This window comes from Alteromonas sp. H39 (genome assembly GCF_047556435.1).
Lineage (GTDB): Bacteria > Pseudomonadota > Gammaproteobacteria > Enterobacterales > Alteromonadaceae > Alteromonas.
In genome coordinates, this window is record NZ_CP180210.1 from 1064212 (window position 1) to 1090833 (window position 26622).

Below are 26622 nucleotides of genomic sequence, written 5' to 3' on the forward strand. Positions count from 1 at the left end.
AATGAGTAAGACAGCTATCCTGTATCGAATGGTGACTGACGAACATATTTGTCCTTATGGATTACGATCGAAAGATTTGCTGGAGCGTGAGGGGTTCTCAGTAGAAGATCATCACCTCACCTCGCGTGAGGAGACGGATAAGTTTAAACAGAAACATGACGTCGAAACGACACCGCAAACGTTCATCAATGATGAGCGGATTGGCGGGTATGATGACCTCAGAGACTACTTCGATAAAGGCGAAGCTGGCCAGACGGGGACCACGTACACACCCGTTATCGCTATTTTTTCTGTTGCTGCACTGTTGTCCCTGGCGTTTCAGTTTGTTGTCTCAGGTGAGTTCGTATCAATAAGAACCCTGATGCTGTTTATTGCTTTCTCTATGACGCTTCTTGCGGTTCAAAAGCTTAAAGATTTGTACAGCTTTACAAACTCTTTTATCACCTATGACCTCTTGGCGATGAAATGGTTACGTTATGGCTATATTTACCCGTTTATCGAGGCTTACGCAGGTATTGGCATGGTTGCGCAGCTGCCCGCTCTCGTCGTAGCACCGTTCTCTTTGTTCATCGGAACGGTTGGTGCGATATCCGTGTTTAAAGCGGTTTACATCGATAAGCGTGAGCTTAAATGTGCCTGTGTAGGGGGTGATAGCAATGTACCACTGGGGTTTGTGTCGCTGTCTGAAAACCTGTTTATGATTGCAGGCGCGTTGATCATGTTGCTTATGTAAGTCGTGCAGACTTTCCCAGTCGCCTCTGGACTGGCGTACAGAGGGGGCCGGGAATAGCCACAGGCTTCAGGCAGTCATTTACTTACTTTGCCGTTGACCAATGCAAGTGTGCGATTTTCCACTTGCCTTCATGTTTTGTCAGAACCGCCGTTTCATACGAGCGATATGTTTTGCCCGACTCAGTGGTATTTTCAGTTACCGACAGTGATGTAGCGGAATCGCCATACTCGGTTACAGTGTGCTCAAGGAGTTTTGAAGACAAGCTGCTGACATATTTCATATCTGACAACATGTGGTGGGATGCGTATTCCTGTGCGCTTCGTTCGATACCACCCCCCTCAACAATCATGACATTTTCTACCAGTAATGATTTTGCAACGACGTTGTCCTGCTCCTTTAACGCCTTATGAAACGACATTATTACCTGACCCGGTGCAGTCTCGCTGCCAGATAGTTTAGACTCGTGTTCCCCGGCTTCGTTGCCATGAGCCAAAAGGGTTGGTGAGACGGCAGTCAAGATAAATGCCACTAACAGTTCCCGCATTTTTATTCTCCTAATTAAACTGGGGGCCCACAACACTGGTTAATACCGAGGTGATTAACAGCAGCGCAAAGGCTAAAAGTATTTCAATATTAATAGAGCGTTTCAGTTGTGCTTTGTCGCCTGCATTCTGCATAGCCGGAACCAGAATAAAGCGGTGTCGTGCTGCCAGTAACAGTAATAAGCCGACAATCAGCAATTTACTCAGAAAGATAAGGCCATATTGTGACTGGATCAGATCCTCTGGTGACGTAAACAGGGAGTACGCCATATAAATACCGAGCAGGGCTAAGATAGTAACCAGGTAACCGGCAATCCTGCCAAAGTCAGTCATTATTGTTTTTGTGTCTTCTGCGCTGAAGTGCTGACATACCATTTTCAACGGTAATAAAGCGCCAAACCACCAACCCATAATGGCAATATGCGTCGCCAGTATCAGCTTATCGGTGAGGCCTTTTTCTGCAATGTGACCAATGAGCGTGAAGCTGTAAAGGCCATAAATTATAATGGCAGTCATTATTGCTCGTACGGCAAGCAATGGTATTAGCTTCATTAAAGCCCCAAGCAGTAGGGCTATCGCAATTGCAGACATCAGCATTCTGGCCAGCGCCACATCACCCACCGGCGAGTCCCACATCACTTCAAGCATGATGGGATCAAACGCCCCTTGCAAGCCGCTTTCAGAAAACGCGCCGGTCTTGGCAAAAAACCATGCCGCAGAGGCAAAAAGTGAGAGCACCAGCACAGGAGCCAGATGGTAAACGACATGTTTGCGAAAAGCCCGATTCTCAGCGGGCTTGTGCATTAAAAAAGCAAAACCAACAATGCTCGCAAAGCCAAAATAGAAAATGGCTTTAGAAACAACGATGGATGTGTTCCAAAGAATCAACTCCATGGGGTTAGCTTAGTGCACGATAAAAGAGAACGACGCTTTCATTTTATGGCCATCTCCGCCCATCGCTATCCACTCAACCGTATAGGTATCGGGCTTTAAGTCTTTCAATTGCCAGGTGTAAGCAGCCTGCTTCTCAGCGGTTGGCCTGAAATCAAAATTGACCTCACCGGTTTCATTTCCCGTGATGCTGACTTTCATTAGCCGCAATGGCTTGGAATAGGTTAACGTTAGTTGTTCAGGGGAGTTCATCAACATTGCATTGTCTGATGGTGAACTGCTTTCCAGCTTAACGTCACCGTGTGCAATCGCGCCTGCACTGAACATGAATAGTACGGCGAACCCAAGATTAATGATGTTTCGCATTTTTACCTCTTTTGTAACTATTGGGCTCTACGCCACTTTGGTGTGGACTGAAAGTAAGTGGGGAGCACGAGTATCCACACGTTACCAAGAGCCTGTAACTCAAACCGCGTCAATGATACGCAAATTTGATGGTTATTTCTTGCTTTTATAATGGAGGCTGTCCGTCGCCTTAATTGGCTAACATATACATTTATAATGTAGATGTGTGGGATTTTTTATCGCTGATATTAAAGGCGTCGATTACGTAGTTGAATGGCTATTTCCGTAAGTGTTGAAATTCGCTGTCGATTAGGATCGATCTATTTTTTGGGTCGCACGTATATTAAATAAAATTCATGTAAGCGTTGAAGGCTCAAAAATCCGCGCCTATACTTTACGGTGCAGCGTTAAGTTACGCGTTAAAAATCAAGGGAAAAGGTTCACTACCCATGAGTATTAAGGTTCTTATCACGTGCATTGTTATATCTCTGGCCGCACTAGTGCTGCCGGTAAGTGCGTGTGATGTAGAATCAAGTCAACAGACAGTAGCAACGGTGGAAACGTTAATAAAAAACGCAAGTTCTGTTGATAATCATTCCATCGAGTTAGTAAACAATCCGCAAACAAAGAAAACAGCACATATGCACTCGTTGCTCAAGAGTAATTCGGATTGCTGTGAGGACGGTTGCCAGTGCTTTATGGCAAATTGTCATCATGGGTCAATGTCGGTTTGCTTTTCACAAAGCGAAATGGCATTTAACTATGTCGAGCAATATGCTGTTATTGCTCTAGCTGTCCCGGTAAGTATTTATCCCCCCCCGTATCGACCACCGATAGCCTGACTTTCGAGTTTCGAATCAAGATGTTTTTCCCAGGTTGACGTTATTCAGCCTGAACACATTCATTTTTAAAGGCTAACTTTATGAGTAATTCATTTAACGACGGTCGTCGCAGATTCGTTCTGGGCGCTATGACTGCGAGTGCCGCGGCGGCCCTGACTAAGGTCAGCCCGCTTTGGGCAGCGCCTGCAGGGCGTCATTTCAAAGATCAGGTACTAACAGATGATATTAAAAATCTGACAATTTCTGAGGCCAATTTAGCAATAGGATCACAAACGGGTTTACCCATTACCATTAATGGTCAGATGCCAGGCCCGCTAATAAGGCTAAAAGAAGGGCATCGTGCTCAACTTTATGTTACCAACCGACTTGAGCAGGATACGTCGATTCACTGGCACGGCATTATTTTGCCCGCGGGTATGGATGGTGTACCAGGCGTTTCGTTCGCCGGGATAAAGCCAGGTCAGACATTCAATTATTCGTTTGATGTAGAGCAAAACGGAACATATTGGTATCACAGTCATTCCGGTCTTCAGGAGCAACGAGGGCATCTTGGACCACTCATCGTTGAGCCTGCCGATGGAGACTTCGGCGCTGACCGGGAACATACCATCATTCTTAATGACTGGACCTTTTCTGATCCACACGATGTGATGAGAAAACTGAAAGTGGCTGAGGGGTATTACAACTACCAAAAGCGGACCATCTTTGACACATTAGACGATGTCGAGAAAAAAGGGCTTGCTAAGACATGGAAGGAGCGCGCCATGTGGGGCGAAATGCGTATGAGCCCTCGAGATATAGCAGATGTGACAGGCAGCACTTATACCTACCTGATGAATGGCCGCACTCCAGAGGACAACTGGCAGGCATTATTCAATGTGGGTGAGAAGGTGCGCTTGCGGATTATCAACGGATCTGCAATGACCTACTTTGATTTCCGCATCCCAGGATTAGAAATGACGGTTGTTGCTGCTGACGGTCAGCCGGTTAAGCCGGTCAACGTGGATGAATTCCGCATTGCAGTAGCTGAAACGTACGATGTCATTGTCCAGCCAAAAGAACGAAAGGCTTATACCTTCTTTGCTGAGAGTTTTGACAGAAGCGGCTATGCCCGTGGCACGCTCACTCCATCAATAGGCATGACTGCTGCTATTCCTCCGCAACGAACTATCACGGAGCGCGGCATGGCAGCAATGGGCATGGACATGTCAGGCATGGACGGTATGAACATGCAAAAATCAGGAGGCATGAAAAAAGGAAAGGCTTCTTCAGAAATGGAAATGAAGAAAATGGCCCAGCATGGCGAGCACACGATGCATAGCAACATGATGCAGGGGGATATGAAGTCCAAACGCGTGCTGCCCATAGAGAAAATAGACATTGTCCATGATGACGATGGTCACGGACCAGGGGCCGCTATGATCGCGCAAAATCCGCAACCGCGTTTAGATGAGCCGGGGATTGGATTAGAAGATAGTCCGCATCGCGTGTTGGTTTACGCTGATCTGGTAGGAGAGCATTCATGGCCTGATGAGCGGGAGCCTGAGCGCCAAATCGAGCTTCATTTAACCGGGAACATGGAAAGGTACATGTGGTCGTTCGATGGTAAAAAGTTCAGTGAGGTAGACGGGTATGTCCGTTTTAATTACGGAGAACGGCTTCGTCTGATTCTGGTGAACGATACCATGATGGACCATCCCATTCATTTACATGGTATGTGGATGGAACTGGAAAATGGCCAGTATCCAAGACCGCGGAAGCATACTATCAGCCTCAAACCCGGTGAGAAAGTATCGTTGCAGATTAGCGCAGATGCACCCGGAGAATGGGCTTTTCATTGTCACCTGCTTTATCACATGGAAGCAGGGATGTTTCGTGTTGTTCAGGTTGCATAGGAGGTGATTATGAAAAAGGTATTAATAACCGCGATCATTGCTTTTGCCTTAGGTTTTAATAATACGGGAATGGCACAGTCAAAAGACAGCTGGCCGTCACCTATTCCGAATGAAAACTTTGGTCAGGTAATGTTTGATCGGCTCGAATATACGCGAACTGATGAGCAACAAAACCGCGCAGTATGGGACATGCAGGCTTGGTACGGCGGCGATTATCATCGTGCTATTTTTAAAAGTGAGGGTGAAAATACTCAAAATGATGGTATGCCCACCGATCTGGAGCGCGCGGAAATTCTTTATGGCTATCTGGTCTCTGCCTTCTGGTCCGTGCAGGTTGGACTTGGTACCAAAGGCGAACTGTCATCAGATGCTGATATGGAAAACTATGCGGTGATCAGTTACCAGGGACTCGCTCCCTATTGGTTTGAAATGGAAAATTCACTGCGTATTAACGAAGACGGTGACATGCAGTTCATCAATGAGACCGAGTATGACTGGCAGTTAAGTCAGGTTTCCTATCTGCAGCCGCGCTTGGAAGTGGTTGCTAACCTCACAGACTCGGAAAAGTATAACCGTCAAAGCGGATTGAGTAACATTCGTATCGGTTTGCGATATCGCCATGAGATAATGAGGGAGGTAGCGCCTTATGTCGGCATTTATTACAGCAAAGCCTTAGGCAATACCGCCGATGCGTTAGAAGCAGACGGCGAGTCCACCAGTGAAACTGGCGTAGTGTTAGGGGCCAGGATCTGGTTTTAAGAATTCTGCTCAAGATGAGAAATAACCGGCAAGCCAGTGCCGGTTATCTCTACGCGTAAAACCTTCAAATACCGATTTTACTGGCCAATGTTTTCATGTTCGCAGCAAGCCACTACTGCGACTGTTTTGGCTCAGATGACAAAAAGGGATAAGCAACATGAGTGATCACGAGCATTCAAACAATAAAGACTCGTTAAGTCTTTGGGGCGCGGTGTCAATGGGAACCGGTGTGATGATTGGCGCAGGTATATTTGCCTTAACCGGCCAAATTGCTGAGCTGGCTGGCACATGGTTTCCTTTTGCATTTCTGGTAGCGGCAATAATTGCAGGCTTTAGCTCATACAGTTACGTCAAAATGGCACAGAAATACCCTTCCGCAGGCGGTATCGCCATGTTCTTAAAAAAAGCTTATGGCAGAGGCCTGATGACCGGAGCCTGCGCATTGCTGATGTTTTTTTCCATGGTTATCAATGAAAGTCTGGTTGCCCGTACTTTTGGCACTTATGTTCTACAGCTGTTCGACACCCAGGGCGCTGAGTGGCTCATTCCAGCTCTTGGGGTAAGTCTTCTTATTGTTGCGTTCATTGTCAATATTCTCAGCAATCAATTCATTCAGACACTTTCGTTTATTATGGCTTTTATCAAAATAGCCGGGCTGGCGATTTTGGCAATAGGCGGGCTGTGGGCAACTGGTTTGTCGTTTGAGAGTGTTTCAGCTCACCCCCAGGAAACCAGCGCAACCGGATTTTTAGGGGCAGTAGCACTGGGTATTTTGGGCTACAAAGGCTTCACAACAATCACAAACAGCGGCGGAGAGCTAAAACAACCGGAAAAAAATGTAGGAAGGGCCATCATCATTTCTATTTCGATCTGTGTGGTACTTTATGTTTTTGTGGCGGTCGCAGTAGGAGCAAACCTGTCAATTGACGAAATAATACAGGCTAAAGACTACTCTCTTGCTGAAGCATCACGACCTGCCTTCGGCCAGTATGGCGCATGGTTTACTATAGCTTTTGCGATTATTGCCACCTCTTCCGGTGTCGTTGCCAGCATATTTGCAGTTTCCCGTATGCTATCGATGCTTACTTCAATGCAGCTTGTACCTCACCGTCACTTTTCGTTACCAGGAGATTTAAGGAGGCACTCCCTAATTTATACACTGGTAATCGCGATATTTCTGACCATATTCTTCGATTTAAGCCGTATAGCTTCGATTGGCGTAGTTTTTTACATCGTAATGGATATTTTTATCCATTGGGGCGTGTTTAAACATTTGCGAGAAGACGTGCACGCTAAGGCCTGGATCCTGGTAAGTGCGATTGTTCTCGATTTCGTTGTCCTTTTGGCGTTTTTGTGGGTGAAAGCAAAGTCAGATATCTTCATAGTTTGGGTTTCTGTTGTCGGACTTCTTATTGTATTTGCGGCTGAGAAATGGTTTCTAAAACTGCACGTATATGAAGACGATGACAAAAATTACAACTGATGTGAGTTATTGGGTTTTTATGACCCACAACCAATGGAAGATACAACCGTCAAAGCGGGTTTAGTAACGGTCTAAACGGCGTGTACTGCAGTCATGAAAAATCAAGGAAAATAACCGGCATGAGGTTGCCGGCTATTTTTAGTACGGCAATGTCTAACCATCACGTTGCTGGTGTAATGTTTTCATAATCGTAGCAAACTCCTGCTGCTGTTTTGGCTCAGCTGACTGCCTACAGCCCTTTTTATCCGCGCTGTACTGATTGAGGAATTGCACAGCTTTTTGCAGTCCGTTTTCTGTATTGCTCGTTATCATAGTGCCTCACTGTTTACTTAAAAGTTAACTCGAGCAAATACTGTTCCAGACCTAAGCTTGTGAAAAACTGCGCATTAGTTCCATCATAAATCCCGAAGCTGCATATTGTAAATTTTGGCAATAAGCCAACCCAATATACCAGCCAGAAAAGCCCAAAGAACGCCTCCTATCAATACACCCAATACCGACATGTGCCAGCCCATGGCCTGCCAGTCAGTGTGTAACATTTTGCCTGTCATATCAGACATCATGTTCGGCAATGCAACAACGAATAAGGAACAAATAATCCAAATAAGGGCAAACGCTGCTGCACAAGCGAAGGCAAATGCATTTTCTTGAATTTTCATCATCTTTCTCCTTTGTTGGGGCTCCCCCTGAGTTGATTCTGAGAGTACGCATTGCGTTCTTTTTACTTTTTATGAGAACCCGGTGGCACTTTGTGGCAACTCCAGGGTTTGTGCGTCGAATTTTCTTTTATATTTTGATCGACAAATTGATAGTAGCCTTCTTTCGTGTGCGTCCACCAATCGTTGTGAAGGTCGGCACCGTGTCTTCGAATGACTTCTTCAATACCATCCAGATTTACATGTGTCGCATCATATGCCAGGTGAATAACGCCTTCTTTGATGTTGTAACTCACCTCATCAATGCCAAAGAGCTTGTCAATCTCTTCAATTAGGGCATCGCAATTTGCCTCATTGACATTGCTGAGCCGTAAATTCCGAACGACTAAATTTGCTTCTCTGACACCGACTCTGTGGTCTAAATCACTCATATCTTTCTCCTCGGTGTTAATTTGAATGTTTCTGAGATTCGGGTGAATGGCCTCCATCCATTTTCGACATCATCATTTCCATCATCTTAAGATGCCTTTCTGCCATATCGATTTGGTTTTGCATGGGTTGCCCTTCCATTTTTTCGTGCATCATATGCATCATTCCCATCATGGATTGCATGTGTTTTTTCATCATTTCACGCTGCTTGCCGGGATCCTTTTCTTCTTTGATAGCGTTAACTTCTTCCTTCATCGACTTTATTTTTGCATTCATCATATGCATATCTTGGCCACGCATATGCATTCCCGTTTGCATCTCTGGCTTGTCTGAGCCCTTACGCTCATGCTCTTCCATTTGTTGAGCTTGCGATGTTGCAGCCATTACTAATGTGGTTGAAAAAATGATTGATTTAGTGAGTTTTTTCATGGTTTTCACCTTTTAATTTAAGGTTGAGGTTTGGGATCCAGCCAGGTGTCGTGTTGATATAGCTCACATACTCTTCGCCAAATTCAGCAATAGCCAGAGCTTCTTCACGCTTTGCCAGTTTTACATACACAACAACTAAAATTGGAAACATGACCAGTGTGGGAATGGTCGGCCATTGCAACAAAAAACCGAACATGATCAGTATGAAGGCTAAATATTGAGGGTGGCGACACCGCGCATACCATCCAGTCTTAGCTAAGTGATGGTTCTTCTGAGCGTGGTGCAGCACATTCCATGCTGAGGACAAGATAAAGAATCCTGCAACAATAAATACCATACTGGCGATATGAAACGGGTCCCAGTGGGCGTCGCCTTTAAAACCAAAGAAAGTATGCAACAGATGTCCGTTTTCGTGCGCAAAAAAGTTTACTTCCGGATAGGTTTCAGCAAGCCATCCTGACAAGAAATAAATAGTGAGTGGGAAACCATACATTTCGGTAAACAGGGCTACAATAAACGCAGAAAATACCCCCAAACTTCGCCAGTCGGTGGAAGATTTTGGCTTCACAAAACTGAATGCAAAAAAGATAAAAATAGCTGAGTTCAGTATCACCATTGACCATAATCCATAATCATATGTGTCATTCATCTCGGTTGTCCTTTTTAAGTGATTCCTTTCGGCCTTCCTCCAACCCCTGAATGTATCCATCACGATAAGCCGCGTTGTTATCACTCAATTCCTGAAAACTTTTCTGCTTGTTATCACTCAATTCCTGAAAACTTTTCTGCTTGTTATCACTGCCCTGAGAATGTTCGTGGACGTGACCATGTTTACCGTGGCTACTGTGCATGAAGATATGCATGAGTGGGCATAGCAATAAAATCAAATAGGGGAGAAACTGAAGGACATGGTGACCATGTTCAAAAATTAAAAAATAAGTAACGGCAGCGATCATCGCTAATGCTGCCCACCCTGTAGGTGTTGACCAAAATCTGGGATGACTGTTTTTCATCGCTCCTCCTATACCACCGTAAGAACGCCGCGATACATCTGCATCTGGCAGTGAAAGGTATGTTCACCCTGTGGGACGTTTTCGAGGTGTATTGGTGTTACCTCATTAAGCGTTAGTTGCTCACTGATATCTAATGAAGGGATCAGCAGTACCTCGGAGCAGGGAGACTCATCTTTGCGCAAAAACTTCAGCGTAACCGGTTGGTTTGCGCTTACCTGAATTGAGGCAGGAGAGTACACGCCATTTTTTACTTCTATGAGTACTTCATTGCTGTCAGTGACTGTCTGATCGGGCTTGTACAACCAAAACCACCAAATAATCAGTGCGATAATTGCAAGTCCTACAATATTTATCATCATCATAAGATTTCTCCTTAGTGGTCTTTTGCTTTGAACAGGCGTAGCCGGTTCGCATTCGATACTACCGTCAACGAAGAAAATGCCATGGCCGCACCGGCAATAACCGGGCTTAACAGCACACCGAAAAAGGGATAGAGCACGCCAGCTGCGAAAGGTATACCTGCAACGTTGTAGATAAAGGCACCAAACAAGTTTTGCTTAATGTTGCGCAACGTGGCCTTACTGACCGCTATAGCATCTGCTAGACCATGCAACGAGCCGCGCATTAACGTGATATCGGCACTTTCTATGGCAACGTCTGTCCCTGTACCAATGGCAAAGCCTACATCAGCCAGGGCAAGAGCCGGAGCATCATTAATGCCATCGCCCGTCATACCAACAACGTCGCCCTGCCACTGTAACTCCTGTACTTTGTTGGCTTTATCTTCGGGCAATACCTCAGCAAAAAATTCGCTTATTGCCGCCTTCTTTGCCACGGCAGCAGCCGTTTCTTTATTATCCCCCGTTAACATGATGACCCGGATACCACTGGCCTGAAGGCGCTTAATGGCAGCGACAGAGTCAGGTTTTATCGGGTCGGCAACCGCTATAATGGCAGCGAGCTGTCCATCGACAGCAAAATACATTGGCGTTTTGGCTTCTTTGGCCAGTGCTTGTGCTTTTTCTGAATAATTACCAATGTCCACCCCTTTTGTTGCCATAAGCTTGCTGTTACCAAACAGTAAGGCCTTTCCTTCACAACGCCCTTCAACCCCCATTCCGGTAATCGCGTTAAACCCTTCGGTTTTAAGCAACTCAATGTCCTGGTCGTGGGCACTTTCTACAATCGCCATTGCCAACGGATGCTCTGATCCGTCTTCAAGGCTGGCTGCCAACTGCAATACGGATTTTTCGTTACTGGCATTGGCCACAACAATGTCAGTGACTTTCGGTGTACCTTCCGTAATGGTGCCGGTTTTATCCAGTACCATGGCAGTGATCTTTGATGCCGTTTGTAACGCTTCGCCGTTGCGAATGAGCACGCCAGCTTCCGCGGCCTTTCCCACGCCTACCATGACTGACATCGGGGTAGCTAAACCTAGCGCACAGGGGCAGGCAATGATTAATACGGTGGTGGCTGAAACGATAGCAAATGCCAGTGCGGGCTCAGGTCCAAAATTTAGCCATGCCAACGCACTGAGCACCGAAATGATCATGACCACAGGCACAAAGTAAGCGGATATCACGTCGGCTAAGCGCCCAATGGGCGGCTTTGAATTTTGTGCCCGTTTAACCATTGAAATAATTTGCGCCAGCGCGGTGTCTTTGCCGACGCGTGTTGCTTTGAACAGAATCATCCCAGACTTGTTGAGAGTCCCTGCAACGACTTCATCGTCCTGTTCTTTTTCTACCGGCATGGGTTCACCGGTAAGCATGGACTCGTCGATTGACGTGTGGCCTTCGACAACCACACCATCTACGGGCACTTTCTCTCCGGGCCTGACCTTAATGACATCGTTCAGAAGCACTTGCTCGATAGCGATCTGGACCTCTTTATTGTCTCGAATGACCGTGGCGGTTTTCGCCTGTAATCCGATCAAACGTTTAATTGCCTCTGAGGTTTTTCCTCGCGCTTTCAGCTCCAACGCAAGCCCCAAATCTATTAACCCGATGATCATGGCAGTGGCTTCGAAATAAACATGCCTTGCCATTAATGGAAAAACGTCAGGAACAAACACTACCAGCATGGAATAGATCCAGGCTGTGCCGGTACCCAGTGCAATTAGCGTGTCCATATTGGCTGAATGGTTCTTTAGGCTGTTCCACGCTCCAACATAGAAATGCTTGCCTGAAAAATACATAACTCCAAGAGTCAGTAATCCGACAACAAGCCACGCGCCACGCTGGAACGTTGTTTCTACTGTCATTTCCCCGATTAGGAGACCGTAAATCATAAGTGGAATGCCCAGTGACAAAGCAATCACGGTGTCTCTGATCAGCTTTTTATAATATGCCCAGTCAGCGGCCTCTTTGTCTTCTAGCGCGTCGCTGCCAGGCGAGTCGTTAAGGGCTTTGGCATTATACCCAGCAGATTCAATGGCGTTGATCAGGGCTTCTGTCTCGGCTGTGCCTGAAACCAGTACGGTCCGGTCTGCAAAGTTCATTTCAGCACGTTCAACGCCGTGCGTATTTTTTAGCGCCGTTTCTATTTTGCCAACGCAACTTGCACAGCCTGCACCTTCAATTATTAACTGTTGTTCGGTAGTGGGTTTATTCATCTTACGCCTCCCCGATACCAGAGCTATTAACGTTTTCAATCAGATGACATACCATATGGGAGGTAGGCGCTTTGTCTTCCATTACGTCCCACTGCTTCAGAGCGCGTTTCATTCTTTTTCTCAGTTGCAACATTTCCTGAAATTGTTTTTCAGTTTCATCTAACCGCGTTTTAATAAGCTTGCGTACCAGCGGACAGGCGCTCTTTCCATGATCCGCCTCTTGTAAGATCTGCTTGATATCTTTGACGGAAAAGCCCAGTTGTCTGGCACTCAGAATGAACCGAAGCCTTGACTGATCGCTGTTTGAATAGAACTTATAACCATTGTCCGATTTACCGGGTGTTACCAGCCCCAAGCGCGTGTAATAACGCACAGTATCGGCGGTTGTCGCTAGTGACGTGGCAATTTCATTAACTGTCATATTTGCTCCGCAGTTATTTAAAATGGGTAATCTCAATGTATAGCGTAAACCTGTGTCTTACTCACAGGTCAAGACTTGCTGATTACCCGACGCGAAAAAGTGCGCTATTGGCTGTGCCAGTAGCTCATATTTGCGGCTTTCAGGCGCAACGATGCCGTGGTTAACAACTAATTGGAGGGTGGTATGGTGGGACTGAAAAGCCAGTAGCAAGTGACTGAGCTTCTGTGCTTATCGAAGAAAAGGAAAACGCCTTCTCGAACCAAATGTCATTAACAATAGGGCTGAGTGCGAAGAAGTGAAAGCCCGTATACAAACCCTCACAACACGAACATTGGTCAGGATCACACATTTCACATTGAGAAACACAATGTTTGCAGTCTGTCTCGAGATGCTGTGTATGTTGATGTGGCATAAGGCTCTTTTCGGGGGGAGTATGTGGCTGATTGGCTTGAATTTTGAGAGAGCCACCATCGTTGCACTCACTAGTATGAGCACCAGACTGCCCATGGGGCACTAGTAGCATAAAAATGACAAAGATTCCTAACCAACGGTGTTTGGTAAACATGAGCCCTCCCTGATTATTAATCATAGTCTGAGTTGAGGGGACATGTGCTGATTTAGATCAATAGAAAGACAAAATTGAAAAATTACATTGAGAGAGTAGTATGATTTTACCATACACGTTAAAACGGCTGCTTAATCACAAAACAAGCAGAAGTGATGTTACTGCTGGCTACACCGTGCTAACAGCAGAAGAGCTAAGGGAACCTGCAGATAGAATCTGTCAGAGGTTATTGGAGTGCGCAGGCGTAAAGTCAACCGATAAAGATAACGCCATTGATGACTTGACGAGGAAATTTGCGAGTTTGTCTAAATCGCATAGGCTTGAATTAATGTCAGCATTACTGGCCTAGTGTATATCTCACAATTAAAATTGGGGGGCCATTACTGAAGTGAAAAGTCGTTTCATAGTGGCTACACCGCCCATTTTTTAAAATACTTAATTGGTATTAATCAGCATCCCGGCATTCTTCGCTGGTTAGCTCAATTTCAATAGTGGTATGCGATAACTCAAACCCTTGTAGCGCGTTGGATACACTTTCTTTTAGTTCGAGGTATTCAGCTTTCGATTCAAATTGGCTAACGACGTGAACCGTAGCGACATGATGCTCTCCATCTAATGACCAGATATGCAGGTGATGCAGATCGCTCACAGCATCAAGTTCAAGCAGTTTATCAGTCACGTTTTGTAAAAGACTGTTGTCTGGTGAAGCCTGAAAAAACAGCTTCACGGTGCTGACGAGGTTTCGGATAACGTTGAACAGAATGAAAAGCGTAAATCCGATGGAAAGAACTGGATCCAGAACGGGCCAGTCTTTGAACTGCATAACAATAGCGACAATGAGTACCGCTACCCAACCTAAAACGTCTTCCAGCAAGTGCCAGTTCAGAACTTTTTCATTCAGCGATTTACCACCTTGTAATTTAAAAGCGGCGAAGCCATTGACCAGTACGCCAAGAATAGCCAGTGCAATCATGCCTTCTGTTTCTGGCATCTCTGGATTACTCAGCCGTGGCACTGCTTCATAAAGGATCCAGGCAGAACCAACGATTAAAACAATGCCGTTTATCAGCGCCCCGAGTAAGCTCAGCCGCCGATAGCCATAGGTAAACTCTTTCGTTGCGCTTTTAGTGCCGAGTTTATTCAGAAGCCACGCACTGCCAATTGACAATGTGTCACCTAAGTCATGCACGGCATCCGCCATAATAGCGGTACTGTTTGTTAACCATCCTCCAATAAACTCAATGATAGTGAAGCCAAAGTTAAGGAAAAAAGCCCAGCCAATTTTTTCTGAGCTATGGGAATGTGAGTGCCCCATACATACTCCTGTCGTGCCCTGGTTTTATCCAGGGCATTGTTGTTTTACTGTTTATCCGCTTTCCTGTGCACCAGTTGGTATAAGGTTGGGAGAACGAACAGTGTAAGTAAAGTCGATGAGATAATGCCGCCGATAACCACCGTCGCGAGCGGCCGTTGAACCTCAGCACCGGTGCCTGTGTTCAGTGCCATGGGCACAAAGCCAAGACTTGCTACCAGGGCAGTCATCAAAACGGGACGAAGCCTGACTATTGCCCCCTCAATGACAGCGGTGTAGAGCTCGCCTTTTTCAAACCACAACTGCCTGATAAAGGCGAGCATCACTAAACCATTCAATACGGCGACGCCTGACAATGCGATAAACCCTACACCGGCAGAAATAGACAGCGGCATACCCCGAATCCACAGTGCAAGTACGCCCCCAGTTAGTGCCAGCGGCACACCGGTGAAGATGATTAAAGCATCCTTTACTGAACCAAATGCAAGAATAAGGATGCCGACAATAAGCGCCAGCGTTACCGGGACCACCCAGGACAATCTTTTGCTGGCCGATTCCAACTGCTCGAACGTTCCGCCATATTCCAGCCAGTAGCCATCATCAAGTTCCAGTTCAGTCTGCAATGTAGCCTGCAACTCTGCGACAAAACTACCCAGATCACGCCCGCGAACGTTGGTTGTAACGACCACGCGGCGTTTGCCGTTTTCCCGACTGATTTGTGCTGGCGCGGGTTTGACTTCTAATGTGGCCACCTCCTGTAAAGGAACATACCCATCGGGTGTGGGGACTGGCAGTACCTTAAGCTTTTGAACGTCGCGTCGCAGTTGCTCCGGAAGGCGAATTACCAGTTTAAAACGCCGATCACCTTCATAGATCAAGCCTGCTTGCTGACCACCAATACTGGTCGACACCAGAGATTGGATGTCGTCTATATTGAGGCCATAGCGCGCCATTACTTCACGTTTGGGAATTACCGATAGCATAGGCAGACCGTCTACCTGTTCAACGCGGGTATCTGCTGCGCCAGGTAAGCCTTTCGTCAGTGATGCAACCGAATTTGCTGATGCCAGTAAGGTATCCAAATCATCACCAAACACTTTAATTGCAACGTCGGCTCTGACACCGGAAATTAACTCGTTAAAGCGCATCTGGATAGGCTGGGTAAACTCGTAGTTATTGCCCGGCAGCGCAGTGACTGCTTTCTCAAGCTCTTTAATTAGCTGTGATTTAGGCTTATCCGGAGTGGGCCACTCAGACCGGGGCTTGAGCATGACAAAGGTGTCGGCGACATTAGGTGGCATAGGGTCGGTGGCCACCTCTGGCGTCCCTACTTTGGCATACACCTTGTCAACTTCTTCAAAGTCGATAATGGTTTTTTCAAGGAGTTCCTGCATTTCAACAGACTGCTCTAATCCCGTGCCTGTAATACGCAGTGCATGCAGCGCGATATCACCTTCATCAAGCTGTGGTATAAACTCAGAACCTAATGTAGAGGCAAGCCATGAGCAAATCACAACCAGACCCAGCGCGCCTGCCAGAATAAGCGATTTGAATTTAAGCACCCATTCAAGCGCTGGTCGATAAATGGCTTTTGCGCCGCGGATAATGATGCTCTCCTTTTCGCTGATTTTTCCGCGCATAAATACCGCGATCGCAGCAGGCACAACAGTGAGTGATAACACCATCGCACAAAGCAATGCGATTACCACCGTTGTTGCCATGGGGTGAAACATTTTCCCTTCTACGCCAGAAAGGGTGAATATCGGGAAGTACACCGCGGTGATGATACCCACGCCAAACAAACTGGGGCGAATAACTTCAATAGTGGCCTCTTTAACTTCCTGCAAGCGCGCTTTAAGCGCCAGTATACCCCCTTGTTGCTTTTGCGCTTCTGAGAGCCTACGAATACAGTTCTCCACGATGATGACAGCGCCATCCACAATCAGACCAAAATCTAGTGCCCCGAGACTCATCAGATTGGCAGAGACGCCCCGCTGAACCATGCCGGTAATAGTCATCATCATCGCGATAGGAATAACAGCCGCCGTAATGAGGGCGGCACGGATGTTTCCTAACAGTAAAAACAGGATGACGATAACCAGCAGTGCGCCTTCCAGCAGGTTTTTTTGTACAGTCTGGATGGCTTTGTCGACCAGCGTAGTGCGGTTATATACCACCTCTGCCTTAACCCATTCAGGCAATGACGCTTTTATTTGCTGAAATTTATCATTAGTGAGTGCCGCAACTTCACGCGAGTTTTCTCCGACCAGCATCATCACGGTGCCCATGACGGTTTCTTTGCCGTTTCGGGTTGCTGCCCCTGTGCGCAGCTCTTTGCCCAGTCCCACTTCGGCGACATCTTTGACTAAAACAGGCACGGAACCTTTACGGCCGACAACAACGTTACTGATATCCTCAATTGATTTTAACTGGCCCGGTGAGCGGACTAACAATTGTTCGCCATTGTTCTCTATATACCCGGCTCCAGCATTGTCATTGTTGCTTACCAACGCTTTGCGGATATCTGCCATAGTCACACCCATTTCCAGCATCTTCGCTGGATGTGGCATCACGTGATACTGCTTGTCGTATCCCCCTATAGTATTCACTTCCACCACGCCTTTAACCTGAGCCAGTTGTGGTTTGATTATCCAGTCCTGAACTGCACGAAGTGCCATAGGCGTAGCGGGCGAGCCGTCCGGCATTTTGGCGCCGTTTTTCGCTTCCAGCGTGTAAACGAAGATTTCACCCAGACCTGTTGCAATCGGTCCCATCTCAGGTTCAAGCCCCGGCGGGAGTACGCTTTTCAGCGTTGCTAACCGCTCATCGATAAGGTTCCGGGCAAAGTAAATGTCAGTTCCTTCTTCAAATACCACTGTGATCTGAGAAAGTCCGTAACGTGAAATAGAGCGCGTATAGGACAAATTGGGCAGACCATACAACGCCGTTTCAACCGGAAAGGTAATTCGCTGCTCGGCTTCAAGTGGCGAATAACCTGGTGCTTCCGTGTTTATCTGAACCTGAACATTAGTAATATCCGGCACCGCGTCTATCGGTAGTCTCTGATAACTCCATATGCCGATGCCTATGATGACGAGCACCAGGGTTAACAGCAGGTAACGCCGCTCGACTGAGAGGCGAACAATATTATCTATCATTTTCTCTCCCTATCAGTGTGCGTGTGATGCGCCGGATTTTTGTATATCCGCTTTGATTAAGTAGCTGTTGTCGACAACATACCTTTGTCCGGCGGATAGTCCTGCGACGACTTCAGTAAAGTTGTCGTCCTGCAGACCTAAGGTTACAGGTGTTGCCTGATAAGCATTGCCTTCATTCAGGAACACAACCGGCTTATCGTTAAGGGTTTGAATGGCCCGATTTTCTATTTTTACCGGCACCGCTTTTTGTTGTGAGTCAACAATGCCTGTGACTAAATCGCCGGGAGAGAGTAGGCCGTCCTTGTTCACCACTTTTACCAGTGCTAGTTGATAAGGCTGCTGTTCGTGAGAAGGAACAATGCTGGTAATCGTGCTCTCGAGTTGACGACCATTTGCAATAATGTGAACAGATTTGCCTTCAGCAACCTGACTGCGCTGAGCTGGAAATATCTTTAATTCCGCCCAAAGCACTGAGGTATCAACAATCGTAAAAAGCGGTGTTGTGCTGGTAAGCTCTCCGATATTCAGGTTGCGCGATACCACAACGCCATTGATTGGCGCTTTCACATCGTAAGACTGGAGGCTGTCATTTGACTGCACCTGCGCTATTGCCTCTCCGGCTTTCACAGTCTGGCCAATATCAGTAGAGAGCTGCTCAACAATACCCGTAAACCGGGCGTAAACCTCGGCACGCTGTTGTGGCGGTATAGTCAGTTGACCATACACCTCGGTGTGCATTTTTATTTCACCGCCCGTAGCGACGCTTGTGGTTACGCCAGCCTGGCTGGAAAACGCATTGTCTATCTCAGTTCGTGCTTCGTGCTTCTTCCAATCCCACGAAAAGCTATTTTCGTCCAGTAAGAGCGTAATATTGGCGAGAAATGAGTGCGGCTCAGCGATAAAACTTGTGGATCTGAGCCCATTTTCATAGCTTTCAAAATGGATGATGTCCTTACGTCCTCCCATACGATTGAGCGTGACGTTAAGCGCGTCAGGTGGCAGCGGCTGGGAGCGATCAGCCCTTTCGGCCAGTAAATATGCTCCCTCTTTCGTATCCTGAATCCGTAATGTCAACGATACGCTGCTATTGGTAAATGTTTTCGATTCAGCCGCGTGGGATTGTTTACCACTTGTGGCGGCATTGGCATCTGTCAGACACAGTAGTAGTGAGATAATAACTAATAGTCTATTCATGGTTATTCCGGAATTCGTGAGTAGGAGAAGCCTGACCGGATAGTCCGGTCCACTGTTCAACGAGTGACTGGTTCACTAACGCGCTTTCGCTTAATTCGATGACCTTTGCATGTGCGCGTATCAACGCATCTCTGGATGCAATCCAGTCCTGGTAGCTGTATGCCCCTCGCTGGTAACCTTCGAGCACGAGCGTGGTAGCTGTTTCAAGGTCGGGCAAAACGGCGTCGTTGATATGCTTTACAGCATCAATGGAGAAATTGAGGTATTGCTGCGCTTTGAACAGTAATGCTTTTATCTCCAGTATCTGACTGTCTCTGGCAATTACCGCGGCTTCTTTCTTCGCCATGGCAGCCCGAGAAGCACCTTGGTTTCTTTGTTCAGCAAAAAGCGGCATGGATACAGCAGCAACAACAGACGTATCCTGAACCGCCTGAGAGCGTCGAACACCAATGCGCCATGAGATATCAGCACTGGCATTACTTTCTACCAGCTTTTGTTCAGCTTCCTTCACATTAATAGCTTGGGTGAGTCGTTCCACATTTGCTGATTCAAGAAACTGTTGATAAACAGCGGAATACTGCCGTTTTGCGGGAAGGGTACTAAGTGAACCCGAGATTTTATCGATTGCCTCAGCATCTCCCTTCCAAAATAGTGCAAGTGACTGCTTGGCAATAGCGAGAGCCGTTTCAGCGGATGCTTTGTCGACTCTGGCTTGATTGAGTGCGGCTCTGGCGCGCAGAAATTCAGCTTTATTGGTTGCGCCTTTCTCAACGCGCTGTTTAACAATAGATAAGGCTTCATCCGCGAGAGAAACAGACGTTTGTGCCAATGTCAGCCGCTCTTTAGCTGCGAGTGTTTTTACATATTGCCGGGTTAGTTCGCTTAACAGTTTGAGCGAAGCAACATAGCGCTCTGACTGTAACAGGGATAAATTGGCGTCAACTAAGGATACCCTTGCATCGAGCTTTCCTCCCATCTCGAAAACAGAGGAGAGTGAGACCGTCAGCTCAGCATCACTAATGCCTGATGCATCTCCTGAACCGAGCAGGTTTTCTGCTTCAACGCCAACGTGATAAGCCGGAGTGAGATTAGCCAGCGTTCTATCTGCCTCGGTAGCAGTGAGCAGCGACTGATATCGCTGTAAATCCGGGTGTTGCCGCAATGTCAGTCGTGCCGCTTGTTCGAGCGTTATCGTTTTGCTTATTGCAGTGGGTGATATGAATAGCAACACACTACTCACGATCACAGTGCACATACGCCTGCGCGCATGCGAAATAAAAGAGTTCATATTGTAAATCCTGGTCAGTAACTAAATAGATAAAAAATGACTAGGATTCAGGCTCTGGGAGGACGGTCGATACCAGGTTGTAAGTGAGAGGGAGGGAAAGGACGATATGCAGCTAGTGCCATCTCGCCAAATTTACCTAAATGGCTATCAGTATTTTTAAATAATACGATATGGGTAAAATGCCCGTGACAGGAGCAGCAATGGTCACAGTTGTCTGTACCTGCGTTGTCTGCAGCATCTTTATCTGGCTGGCAAACACTGGAGTCCTGAACACACAGTTCATGGTGTGATTCTGAGGCGCTTTCGAAGAAGCTATCAAAAGCAAACGCATCTGAGGCAAACAAAAACAACTGTGCAAACAGCATCAGGGCGGTAATCACCACCTTGCTGCTAGTTCTGTTGTTTTGATGCGATTTCATTGCGTTCCTCGTTCTATTGGCTGCATTAACCTATTAGCTTTAGCGCCGGAAATCAAGAGAAGGCGAAAGTCATATTGAATTTTGTGGACATTACAACAAAGTTTTATGCACAAAATAAGTACGTTCAGTAATAGATAAATAAATAAAAACTAAAAGATAACTAATAGCGACCCTCTACAGCCCAAGCATATTAAGGGCTTCACAGAAGATAGAACTTTTTTGATACACAAACAAAACTTTTTTCGTACGTTGAGAAGTCGATTTCAAACCTTTCTCGTACACGAACAGAACTTTTTTCGTACACACGGCGAGCTTATTTGGTACACAGCGACAGCAGCTCGCACAGGCCTTGTGCAATTACTAAATTTGAATGAAGCTCATGAAGCCAGTTGTAATGGTTGAACCGCTGTTTTTCCGCTTCTGAAGGCTATTCCTTTTTCCTTTACCTTAATAGAGCATGTTGGTAGGCAGTAGATCACATGCCTGAGAGCCTTGATGACTTTAGCCTTAAATTCGTACAGGTTCTTGCATTTACTTCTTTGGCTATGAAATACAGCTTCCAGAATTGCCCAAGGAATGAAATTACTTTTATTATTGCCCTCACTATTCATAGAGTAAGCTTTCATATTCAAAAACAGATACAAGTCGATTCCTAGTGGCGATCTCCGCTTAAAAAGTAATTGAAGTGCTCTAGAGTCTACGGGCATGGATTTTTTCACATCACTAAGTGAGAAAGGTTTGATTGTCCCTTTCGTATACATTTCTGCTGCCGTAAAGCGCTCTTCATTGAAGATCTTCATATCGAGAGCTGAGCGGAAACTAGAATAGAAGCTTGTCAACTGGCTAGATCCACTTTGCTCTCTTCCCACAACATCGAAAAATGCTTGTCGTTGAGACTTTCTAAGCTCTTCCTCAATTACTTTTTCGATTCCCGTTGTCTTTTCAAGTTTTGTGAATTGAGTTTGCCAGTAACAAATACTCATTCGCCCAAATGTACCACCTGGAATACCGCTTTCGCATTCCAACTTTAAAATTCGCCTGGCGTTTTCTTTTTCAGCCCAAGTTATCGGTACGGTTTGCTTTTGATGCAAAGGGAGTAGGACTGGATCAATCAGCACTATTGGGTAGTACGCTATATATTTTTTGGGGACATCTTCGCAAAAAGATAACTCCCGGATTAGTTCGCTTGCGGACTTCATTAGATATTTACATCCTATACGCAAACTAATCGCTTGTTTTCTGGCTATCTATCCACTTGTCAAAATCTTTGGAAGGAAAAAGTAACTTCCCATTCATCTTTATGTAGGGGGGAACGGGGTTTTGCTCACCATATACGCGGTTTCTGTATATGCGATTGTATATGGTTCTTTTACTTGAGCGGAGTATGGCCGCTACCTCTTCTAATAAATAGAAGTCAGGCTTTGGTTTTAAGTGTCGGTTCATCACAGTAGTTACCTCTGTTCACTGGTAATGTTCAATGCTTACCGATGAAACTACAACGCAATGAGCAACGGGGTGGTCGAAAAACTAGGGTGACTTTGAGGGGGGTTTTTCTGTTTTTAGGAAAAAGCGACATTAAGCTGCCAATTTGAGGCGTAGCTTTGATTAAAAAATAAACTGTGAATTTGGCATGCCAAATTCAAAAATGGAAAAGTCAGGCCTGAACAGCGGCTTTAATGCTGTTTATTCACCTTTAGATGAAATAAACAGGCAAAGAAAATGACAACGCCCAGAATCATTGCGCAACCAACAAGTAAAGGTCCCATAGTTAGATTCTCCCAGCTTTAATTGCATCAAAAAGATCGTGCTTAAGTTTGTCATAGCGTCGGGTAGCTCGAATAGCCAAAACCATCAATACCCAAACCTGAAACCATTCATATGTTGTCATGTCCGCCTCTTACTGAACTAGCGTAAAGTTTTTCATTCGTCAGAAAAAGTCCGATATAAAAATTAGGCATGCCTAATTTTTATAGATAGGTATCGTAAAGCTCGCCTCGCGCCTGAGCATCCTCAGCCTCATCACGAGTCATGTGCTCACCATCAGCTATGATATTGCTCATACCATCATCAAGTTTATCTAATTGTTCATTTTCCTTGCTGTTTGCTTCATCACTACCAAAAAAAGCACTTACGACGAATAAAGCGACAATAGCTAAAATCCCCAAAAAACCTTCGAATCCCATTTTTACCTCCACGCTCAATTTGGCATGCCAAATTGATGGCTAAGTATTCCTTAGTATCTAGGTGCTATTAAAGCTAAGAAAATCTTAGTTTTCAATAGCAGATGTCGTACACCAATTGAAAGCAAATGATGGTTCGCCGTTCCCAATACGGTTAAAACAGGCAAGAACAAGGGTAGGTCTATCCCAAAAGCAATTAGGGATACAGGCAGGGATGGACAACTTTGTAGCGTCTGCGCGCATGAATCAGTACGAGCGAGGTGTTCATACACCAGATTTTAAAACGGTGCTTGCCCTAAGTGCGGTGCTTAGAGTGCCCACTGCGTTTCTATTTTGTGTAGAAGATGATTTAGCTGAAGCGATATTGGAGTTCCATCAAAGCAGACAATAGCGAAGTATCGCGACCCCAATAATAAGCCTTTTCGTGTTTTTCAATATTTCCATCTTATTTGCCTGATTGCCTGGTAAATTACGCTAAGAACCCACTCGTAAAACAGAGGCATCATGAGCAATACCCTCTCTTTTATTCGGGCGCTCCGCCGCCCGCTATGTCGAAGTCGAAAAATCGCCTTCAACATAGCGGGCGTCTGGGTTCTGGCGCTTACACGCAGAAATTTATTTGCAGATTGCATCCTGATTTATATGCAGGTAATCTTTAAACCACTAGCCCGTTCGGGCAACGAAAAAAGTCGGCGCTCTCCAGCTGCCGTTTCCACGTAGTGAGGCACCCTCACGTCCTTCTATATATGTCATGCCGCGCCGCATTTTCGGCGTTCAAGTTCGGCGCTTAGTTGCTGCCGTTTCTATCTATTTTGATTTTTAAATCCCAGGCGAGATCGGTCCGAGCCTTGCGTTATGCGCTAAACAGGGGCGAATAGGCTTAAGTGTCGCTGAGCTGTTCACAGCCAGTTAATCTTACAACCTAAGGAATGACATAATGTTTAATGAAGTACATGAAGTGTCTCAGCTCAAAGCCGAGACCCGACTAATCGCCAGAAAGCGGCATAAGCCGTCGAAGCTAGACAAGTACAGTGTTCACTTGCGTAAACTCTATGAAGAGGGAGCAAGTAAAGCGGAGCTTCAGCGCTGGCTTGTTCGTAGAGGTGTTGCGGTAAACTGGACTACGGTGAAGCGTTGGCTGGACAGAAATGCCTAAGTTCGCAAAATCGAAAACGCAGGCAGAAAATGTAGTTAAAGGGCTGACAAAAGCAAGAATTATCAAGTCATATGGTACAGCCCGAAATTACGAACAAGCGCTTAAAACTGTAGCCAAGTGGACAAAGGAACATAAACTAAATGGTCTTCAGTCGCTGACGCCAGACGTTGCCAGGTATTATCTTGAATACCGCGCGGAAGCTGTAGGCCAGAAAGCCCTTGATATGGAGCGCCAGGCCATTCAGGCAATGATGCAACTGAATGGCAAACTCCCTCCCAAAGCAACCTTGTACCGCGTCAAGTCAGAGTTGGACGAAATTATAAGGTCCAGAGCCTACACGTCAGCACAGGCAAAAGCGGTATCGGACCGCCAAAGCGAAACGAATCAACTTTCGACTCAAATTGCCTATGCTGCTGGATTGAGAGCGCATGAGCTTCTAACCCTTGCCAGAGCAGCAGAGAGAAGTCCTGACAAACGGCCCGCTTTAAATTCAAAATGGGCTGGGCGAGAAGGTCAGCTGTACACTGTTCAAGGAAAAGGTGGATTGATACGCCACGTTTTGATTCCTAACGACCTTGTCGTGGAGCTGGAAAAACGCAGATTTAATTATCCAGTGACTGTCAGAGACCGAAGAATAAACTACCTCCAGCGTTATGATATTGGAGCCGGGAAGCGATGGTCAGATTCGTTTAGTAAAGCATCTAAGCGCGCTCTGTTTTTCTCTACAGGTGCCCATGGCCTGCGACATAGCTATGCGCAAGAGCGTATGAGCGAATTAATCGCGTTAGGATTTAGGCGAGCTGTTGCTCTGGAAACGGTTTCGCAAGAAATGGGGCATTTCAGGCCCGATATCACTGAAGTTTACCTCTTCTGAGCAGGTAAAATCAGTTATTCCCGCCTTAACTGTTTTGAATATGCTGTTATGTAGTCATTAATTAGGATGACGTTTCTCTATTTTTAGCTTCAATTACTCGATGAAATGAGGCCGCTGATTTTCAATCGGTGCCGCGAATTTTTATGCGACAAGCATTTAGAGTTTGATGTAGATGGCTTATATTATAATTTCTAAGAGTTGGGCTGTCAGGTTTCGATGCCTAAAAGACGTTGCGTGCTAAAACAATGCAGCAGGGAAGAATAGCTTGCTGGATAGAAAATAATAGATAGCGGCATAGGAAGCCCATTTGAGAGTAGCTTTGTAGAGCTTGGATGTAGGTGCTAAATTCTTTCCGTGGGTTTCAATACAAGCCTTTTATCAAGTTGCTAATCATTTATACTATAAAAAGGAATTTTCATGCCTAACCTGTTTTTCTCCTATTCGCACAAAGATGAAGAGCTTCGCAATGAGCTGGAAACACATCTCGCGATGCTTAAGCGTCAAGGCAAAATTACCACCTGGCATGATCGGCGTATTACCGCTGGTAGCGATATAGACTCACCCATTTCATCAGAGCTTGAAAATGCCGACGTTATCTTGCTTCTCGTAAGCGCGCACTTCCTGGCGTCTGACTATTGTTATGACATTGAAATGCAACGAGCGCTTGATAAACATAGCGACGGCACAGCCGTAGTTATACCGGTTGTTCTACACCCGTGTGACTGGCACAGTGCGTCTTTTGGTGAGCTTAGGGCGACACCTACCGACGGTAAGCCAGTGTCGATGTACGCAAATATGCATGAGGCATTTTCTATTGTTTCGAAGGACATTCGGGACGCGCTTGAACAGTTTCCAACCCGGGAAAAAGCGTTAAAGCCTCAAGTCGCACCAAAAGTGGGTAACGGTGTGATTGATTCGCATCCACGTTCAAGTAACCTTGCCATTAAAAAGCAGTTTAACGACCACGATCGTGACGTTTTTCTGGAAAACAGCTACGAATATATAGCACGGTTTTTCGACGGCTCACTTGATGAGCTTGCAAAACGCAACTCACAAATCCAGACACGTTTTAAAAGGATGGATGAAACCAGTTTTACTGCGTCTATATATTTAAACGGAAATAAAGAATCAGCTTGCTCAGTATGGTACGGCGGTAGTGAATTCGGCAGCAGCAGAAGCATTAACTTTTCACACAACGATTCTGGCAGATCCAACTCGTTCAATGAAATGGCAACCGTTACTGACGATGGTTACATCCTGAAGCTATCCACTATGGGTATGCAATCGTTCGGACAAGACAGAGAGAAAGAGCTCACCCAACAAGGTTGTGCGGAAATGTTCTGGGGATTGTTTATTCGTAATCTCCAGTAAATCATTTTTGAAAAATGAACACATAACCACATACCTATCAGGGAGAGAAT

The 26622-nt window shown here is 46.0% G+C and carries 27 protein-coding genes; 8 read left to right on the forward strand and 19 right to left on the reverse strand.

What is annotated here, in order from left to right; all coding sequences use genetic code 11:
- The first annotated feature begins 1 nt into the window (after position 1).
- Positions 2-733 carry a MauE/DoxX family redox-associated membrane protein gene (locus tag ACLBLI_RS04555; RefSeq protein WP_159578046.1) on the forward strand — a complete coding sequence of 244 codons (732 nt, stop codon included), beginning with the start codon at positions 2-4 and terminating at the stop codon, positions 731-733.
- Positions 734-815: 82 nt separating this feature from the next.
- On the opposite strand, the gene ACLBLI_RS04560 is transcribed toward ACLBLI_RS04555, so the two are convergent.
- Genes ACLBLI_RS04560 through ACLBLI_RS04570 form a run of 3 tightly spaced genes read right to left on the reverse strand, consistent with a single transcriptional unit; the run spans position 816 to position 2532 of the window.
- A complete protein-coding gene (locus ACLBLI_RS04560; protein WP_159578045.1) occupies positions 816-1277 on the reverse strand; it encodes a YybH family protein in 462 nt (153 codons plus the stop codon).
- Positions 1278-1287: 10 nt separating this feature from the next.
- Positions 1288-2169 (reverse strand): copper resistance D family protein, encoded by an 882-nt coding sequence (locus ACLBLI_RS04565; RefSeq protein ID WP_159578044.1) that lies wholly within the window; start codon positions 2167-2169, stop codon positions 1288-1290.
- Between the two features lie 9 nt (positions 2170-2178).
- The gene (locus ACLBLI_RS04570; RefSeq protein WP_414829975.1) at positions 2179-2532 is read right to left on the reverse strand and encodes a copper resistance protein CopC; all 354 of its coding nucleotides are present in this window, start codon (positions 2530-2532) and stop codon (positions 2179-2181) included.
- A gap of 901 nt (positions 2533-3433) precedes the next feature.
- On the opposite strand from ACLBLI_RS04570, the gene ACLBLI_RS04575 reads away from it, so the two are divergent.
- The 3 genes from ACLBLI_RS04575 (at position 3434) to ACLBLI_RS04585 (ending at position 7490) form a co-directional block, all read left to right on the forward strand.
- Complete coding sequence (locus ACLBLI_RS04575) at positions 3434-5248, forward strand: copper resistance system multicopper oxidase (RefSeq protein WP_159578041.1); 1815 nt, start codon at positions 3434-3436, stop codon at positions 5246-5248.
- A 69-nt stretch (positions 5249-5317) separates the two neighbouring features.
- A complete protein-coding gene (locus ACLBLI_RS04580) occupies positions 5318-6007 on the forward strand; it encodes a copper resistance protein B (protein ID WP_414830901.1) in 690 nt (229 codons plus the stop codon).
- A 157-nt stretch (positions 6008-6164) separates the two neighbouring features.
- Positions 6165-7490: an APC family permease gene (locus ACLBLI_RS04585; protein WP_159578039.1), complete on the forward strand. Its 1326-nt coding sequence runs from the start codon at positions 6165-6167 to the stop codon at positions 7488-7490.
- Between the two features lie 395 nt (positions 7491-7885).
- Here the strand turns inward: ACLBLI_RS04585 and ACLBLI_RS04590 are convergent, their stop codons facing one another.
- The 16 genes from ACLBLI_RS04590 to ACLBLI_RS04665 all read right to left on the reverse strand — a co-directional run bounded on the left by ACLBLI_RS04590 (position 7886) and on the right by ACLBLI_RS04665 (position 23174).
- Positions 7886-8152, reverse strand: a complete 267-nt coding sequence (locus tag ACLBLI_RS04590; protein WP_236552036.1) for a DUF5676 family membrane protein — start codon at positions 8150-8152, stop codon at positions 7886-7888.
- Between the two features lie 59 nt (positions 8153-8211).
- Positions 8212-8577: a cation transporter gene (locus ACLBLI_RS04595; RefSeq protein WP_159578038.1), complete on the reverse strand. Its 366-nt coding sequence runs from the start codon at positions 8575-8577 to the stop codon at positions 8212-8214.
- Positions 8578-8593: 16 nt separating this feature from the next.
- Positions 8594-9004 (reverse strand): hypothetical protein, encoded by a 411-nt coding sequence (locus ACLBLI_RS04600; RefSeq protein ID WP_159578037.1) that lies wholly within the window; start codon positions 9002-9004, stop codon positions 8594-8596.
- Positions 8988-9653: a methyltransferase family protein gene (locus tag ACLBLI_RS04605; RefSeq protein ID WP_159578036.1), complete on the reverse strand. Its 666-nt coding sequence runs from the start codon at positions 9651-9653 to the stop codon at positions 8988-8990. The genes ACLBLI_RS04600 and ACLBLI_RS04605 overlap by 17 nt, the downstream gene beginning before the upstream one ends.
- Positions 9646-10017: a DUF2933 domain-containing protein gene (locus ACLBLI_RS04610; RefSeq protein ID WP_414829976.1), complete on the reverse strand. Its 372-nt coding sequence runs from the start codon at positions 10015-10017 to the stop codon at positions 9646-9648. The genes ACLBLI_RS04605 and ACLBLI_RS04610 overlap by 8 nt, the downstream gene beginning before the upstream one ends.
- 8 nt (positions 10018-10025) lie before the next feature.
- A complete protein-coding gene (locus ACLBLI_RS04615; protein ID WP_159578034.1) occupies positions 10026-10379 on the reverse strand; it encodes a cupredoxin domain-containing protein in 354 nt (117 codons plus the stop codon).
- Positions 10380-10390: 11 nt separating this feature from the next.
- Complete coding sequence (locus ACLBLI_RS04620; RefSeq protein WP_414829977.1) at positions 10391-12634, reverse strand: heavy metal translocating P-type ATPase; 2244 nt, start codon at positions 12632-12634, stop codon at positions 10391-10393.
- Position 12635: 1 nt separating this feature from the next.
- Positions 12636-13055 carry a MerR family transcriptional regulator gene (locus tag ACLBLI_RS04625; protein ID WP_414829978.1) on the reverse strand — a complete coding sequence of 140 codons (420 nt, stop codon included), beginning with the start codon at positions 13053-13055 and terminating at the stop codon, positions 12636-12638.
- Between the two features lie 1010 nt (positions 13056-14065).
- Complete coding sequence (locus tag ACLBLI_RS04630) at positions 14066-14935, reverse strand: cation diffusion facilitator family transporter (protein ID WP_414829979.1); 870 nt, start codon at positions 14933-14935, stop codon at positions 14066-14068.
- Between the two features lie 44 nt (positions 14936-14979).
- Positions 14980-18090 (reverse strand): efflux RND transporter permease subunit, encoded by a 3111-nt coding sequence (locus ACLBLI_RS04635; RefSeq protein WP_414829980.1) that lies wholly within the window; start codon positions 18088-18090, stop codon positions 14980-14982.
- Between the two features lie 12 nt (positions 18091-18102).
- Positions 18103-19284, reverse strand: a complete 1182-nt coding sequence (locus ACLBLI_RS04640) for an efflux RND transporter periplasmic adaptor subunit (protein ID WP_414829981.1) — start codon at positions 19282-19284, stop codon at positions 18103-18105.
- Positions 19277-20572 carry a TolC family protein gene (locus tag ACLBLI_RS04645; protein WP_414829982.1) on the reverse strand — a complete coding sequence of 432 codons (1296 nt, stop codon included), beginning with the start codon at positions 20570-20572 and terminating at the stop codon, positions 19277-19279. Before ACLBLI_RS04645 ends, ACLBLI_RS04640 begins: the two co-directional genes overlap by 8 nt.
- Positions 20573-20619: 47 nt before the next feature.
- The gene (locus tag ACLBLI_RS04650) at positions 20620-20991 is read right to left on the reverse strand and encodes a hypothetical protein (protein WP_117315600.1); all 372 of its coding nucleotides are present in this window, start codon (positions 20989-20991) and stop codon (positions 20620-20622) included.
- Between the two features lie 377 nt (positions 20992-21368).
- Positions 21369-22190, reverse strand: coding sequence for a hypothetical protein (locus tag ACLBLI_RS04655; protein WP_414829983.1), 822 nt, complete (start codon positions 22188-22190; stop codon positions 21369-21371).
- 25 nt (positions 22191-22215) lie between these two features.
- The gene (locus tag ACLBLI_RS04660; protein WP_414830902.1) at positions 22216-22434 is read right to left on the reverse strand and encodes a helix-turn-helix domain-containing protein; all 219 of its coding nucleotides are present in this window, start codon (positions 22432-22434) and stop codon (positions 22216-22218) included.
- Positions 22435-22958: 524 nt separating this feature from the next.
- Complete coding sequence (locus ACLBLI_RS04665) at positions 22959-23174, reverse strand: hypothetical protein (protein WP_414829984.1); 216 nt, start codon at positions 23172-23174, stop codon at positions 22959-22961.
- Positions 23175-23289: 115 nt separating this feature from the next.
- On the opposite strand from ACLBLI_RS04665, the gene ACLBLI_RS04670 reads away from it, so the two are divergent.
- The 4 genes from ACLBLI_RS04670 to ACLBLI_RS04685 all read left to right on the forward strand — a co-directional run bounded on the left by ACLBLI_RS04670 (position 23290) and on the right by ACLBLI_RS04685 (position 26572).
- Entirely contained in the window at positions 23290-23562 is a 273-nt protein-coding gene (locus ACLBLI_RS04670; protein ID WP_414829985.1) for a helix-turn-helix domain-containing protein, read from the forward strand.
- 546 nt (positions 23563-24108) lie between these two features.
- Complete coding sequence (locus tag ACLBLI_RS04675; RefSeq protein WP_414829986.1) at positions 24109-24327, forward strand: hypothetical protein; 219 nt, start codon at positions 24109-24111, stop codon at positions 24325-24327.
- Positions 24320-25201 carry a site-specific integrase gene (locus tag ACLBLI_RS04680; RefSeq protein WP_414829987.1) on the forward strand — a complete coding sequence of 294 codons (882 nt, stop codon included), beginning with the start codon at positions 24320-24322 and terminating at the stop codon, positions 25199-25201. The genes ACLBLI_RS04675 and ACLBLI_RS04680 overlap by 8 nt, the downstream gene beginning before the upstream one ends.
- A 417-nt stretch (positions 25202-25618) precedes the next feature.
- On the forward strand, positions 25619-26572 hold the full coding sequence (locus ACLBLI_RS04685) for a toll/interleukin-1 receptor domain-containing protein (protein ID WP_414829988.1): 954 nt from the start codon (positions 25619-25621) through the stop codon (positions 26570-26572).
- Positions 26573-26622 lie beyond the last annotated feature (50 nt).

Coding starts and splice junctions, on each gene's coding strand:
- ACLBLI_RS04590 (WP_236552036.1), bottom strand. CDS start 8,152: ATGATGAAAATTCAAGAAAATGCATTTGCCTTCGCTTGTGCAGCAGCG.
- ACLBLI_RS04610 (WP_414829976.1), bottom strand. CDS start 10,017: ATGAAAAACAGTCATCCCAGATTTTGGTCAACACCTACAGGGTGGGCA.
- ACLBLI_RS04570 (WP_414829975.1), bottom strand. CDS start 2,532: ATGCGAAACATCATTAATCTTGGGTTCGCCGTACTATTCATGTTCAGT.
- ACLBLI_RS04620 (WP_414829977.1), bottom strand. CDS start 12,634: ATGAATAAACCCACTACCGAACAACAGTTAATAATTGAAGGTGCAGGC.
- ACLBLI_RS04685 (WP_414829988.1), top strand. CDS start 25,619: ATGCCTAACCTGTTTTTCTCCTATTCGCACAAAGATGAAGAGCTTCGC.
- ACLBLI_RS04640 (WP_414829981.1), bottom strand. CDS start 19,284: ATGAATAGACTATTAGTTATTATCTCACTACTACTGTGTCTGACAGAT.
- ACLBLI_RS04605 (WP_159578036.1), bottom strand. CDS start 9,653: ATGAATGACACATATGATTATGGATTATGGTCAATGGTGATACTGAAC.
- ACLBLI_RS04655 (WP_414829983.1), bottom strand. CDS start 22,190: ATGAAGTCCGCAAGCGAACTAATCCGGGAGTTATCTTTTTGCGAAGAT.
- ACLBLI_RS04600 (WP_159578037.1), bottom strand. CDS start 9,004: ATGAAAAAACTCACTAAATCAATCATTTTTTCAACCACATTAGTAATG.
- ACLBLI_RS04615 (WP_159578034.1), bottom strand. CDS start 10,379: ATGATGATGATAAATATTGTAGGACTTGCAATTATCGCACTGATTATT.
- ACLBLI_RS04660 (WP_414830902.1), bottom strand. CDS start 22,434: ATGAACCGACACTTAAAACCAAAGCCTGACTTCTATTTATTAGAAGAG.
- ACLBLI_RS04645 (WP_414829982.1), bottom strand. CDS start 20,572: ATGAACTCTTTTATTTCGCATGCGCGCAGGCGTATGTGCACTGTGATC.
- ACLBLI_RS04650 (WP_117315600.1), bottom strand. CDS start 20,991: ATGAAATCGCATCAAAACAACAGAACTAGCAGCAAGGTGGTGATTACC.
- ACLBLI_RS04585 (WP_159578039.1), top strand. CDS start 6,165: ATGAGTGATCACGAGCATTCAAACAATAAAGACTCGTTAAGTCTTTGG.
- ACLBLI_RS04555 (WP_159578046.1), top strand. CDS start 2: ATGAGTAAGACAGCTATCCTGTATCGAATGGTGACTGACGAACATATT.
- ACLBLI_RS04675 (WP_414829986.1), top strand. CDS start 24,109: ATGTTTAATGAAGTACATGAAGTGTCTCAGCTCAAAGCCGAGACCCGA.
- ACLBLI_RS04595 (WP_159578038.1), bottom strand. CDS start 8,577: ATGAGTGATTTAGACCACAGAGTCGGTGTCAGAGAAGCAAATTTAGTC.
- ACLBLI_RS04630 (WP_414829979.1), bottom strand. CDS start 14,935: ATGGGGCACTCACATTCCCATAGCTCAGAAAAAATTGGCTGGGCTTTT.
- ACLBLI_RS04575 (WP_159578041.1), top strand. CDS start 3,434: ATGAGTAATTCATTTAACGACGGTCGTCGCAGATTCGTTCTGGGCGCT.
- ACLBLI_RS04665 (WP_414829984.1), bottom strand. CDS start 23,174: ATGGGATTCGAAGGTTTTTTGGGGATTTTAGCTATTGTCGCTTTATTC.
- ACLBLI_RS04565 (WP_159578044.1), bottom strand. CDS start 2,169: ATGGAGTTGATTCTTTGGAACACATCCATCGTTGTTTCTAAAGCCATT.
- ACLBLI_RS04635 (WP_414829980.1), bottom strand. CDS start 18,090: ATGATAGATAATATTGTTCGCCTCTCAGTCGAGCGGCGTTACCTGCTG.
- ACLBLI_RS04625 (WP_414829978.1), bottom strand. CDS start 13,055: ATGACAGTTAATGAAATTGCCACGTCACTAGCGACAACCGCCGATACT.
- ACLBLI_RS04560 (WP_159578045.1), bottom strand. CDS start 1,277: ATGCGGGAACTGTTAGTGGCATTTATCTTGACTGCCGTCTCACCAACC.
- ACLBLI_RS04680 (WP_414829987.1), top strand. CDS start 24,320: ATGCCTAAGTTCGCAAAATCGAAAACGCAGGCAGAAAATGTAGTTAAA.
- ACLBLI_RS04580 (WP_414830901.1), top strand. CDS start 5,318: ATGGCACAGTCAAAAGACAGCTGGCCGTCACCTATTCCGAATGAAAAC.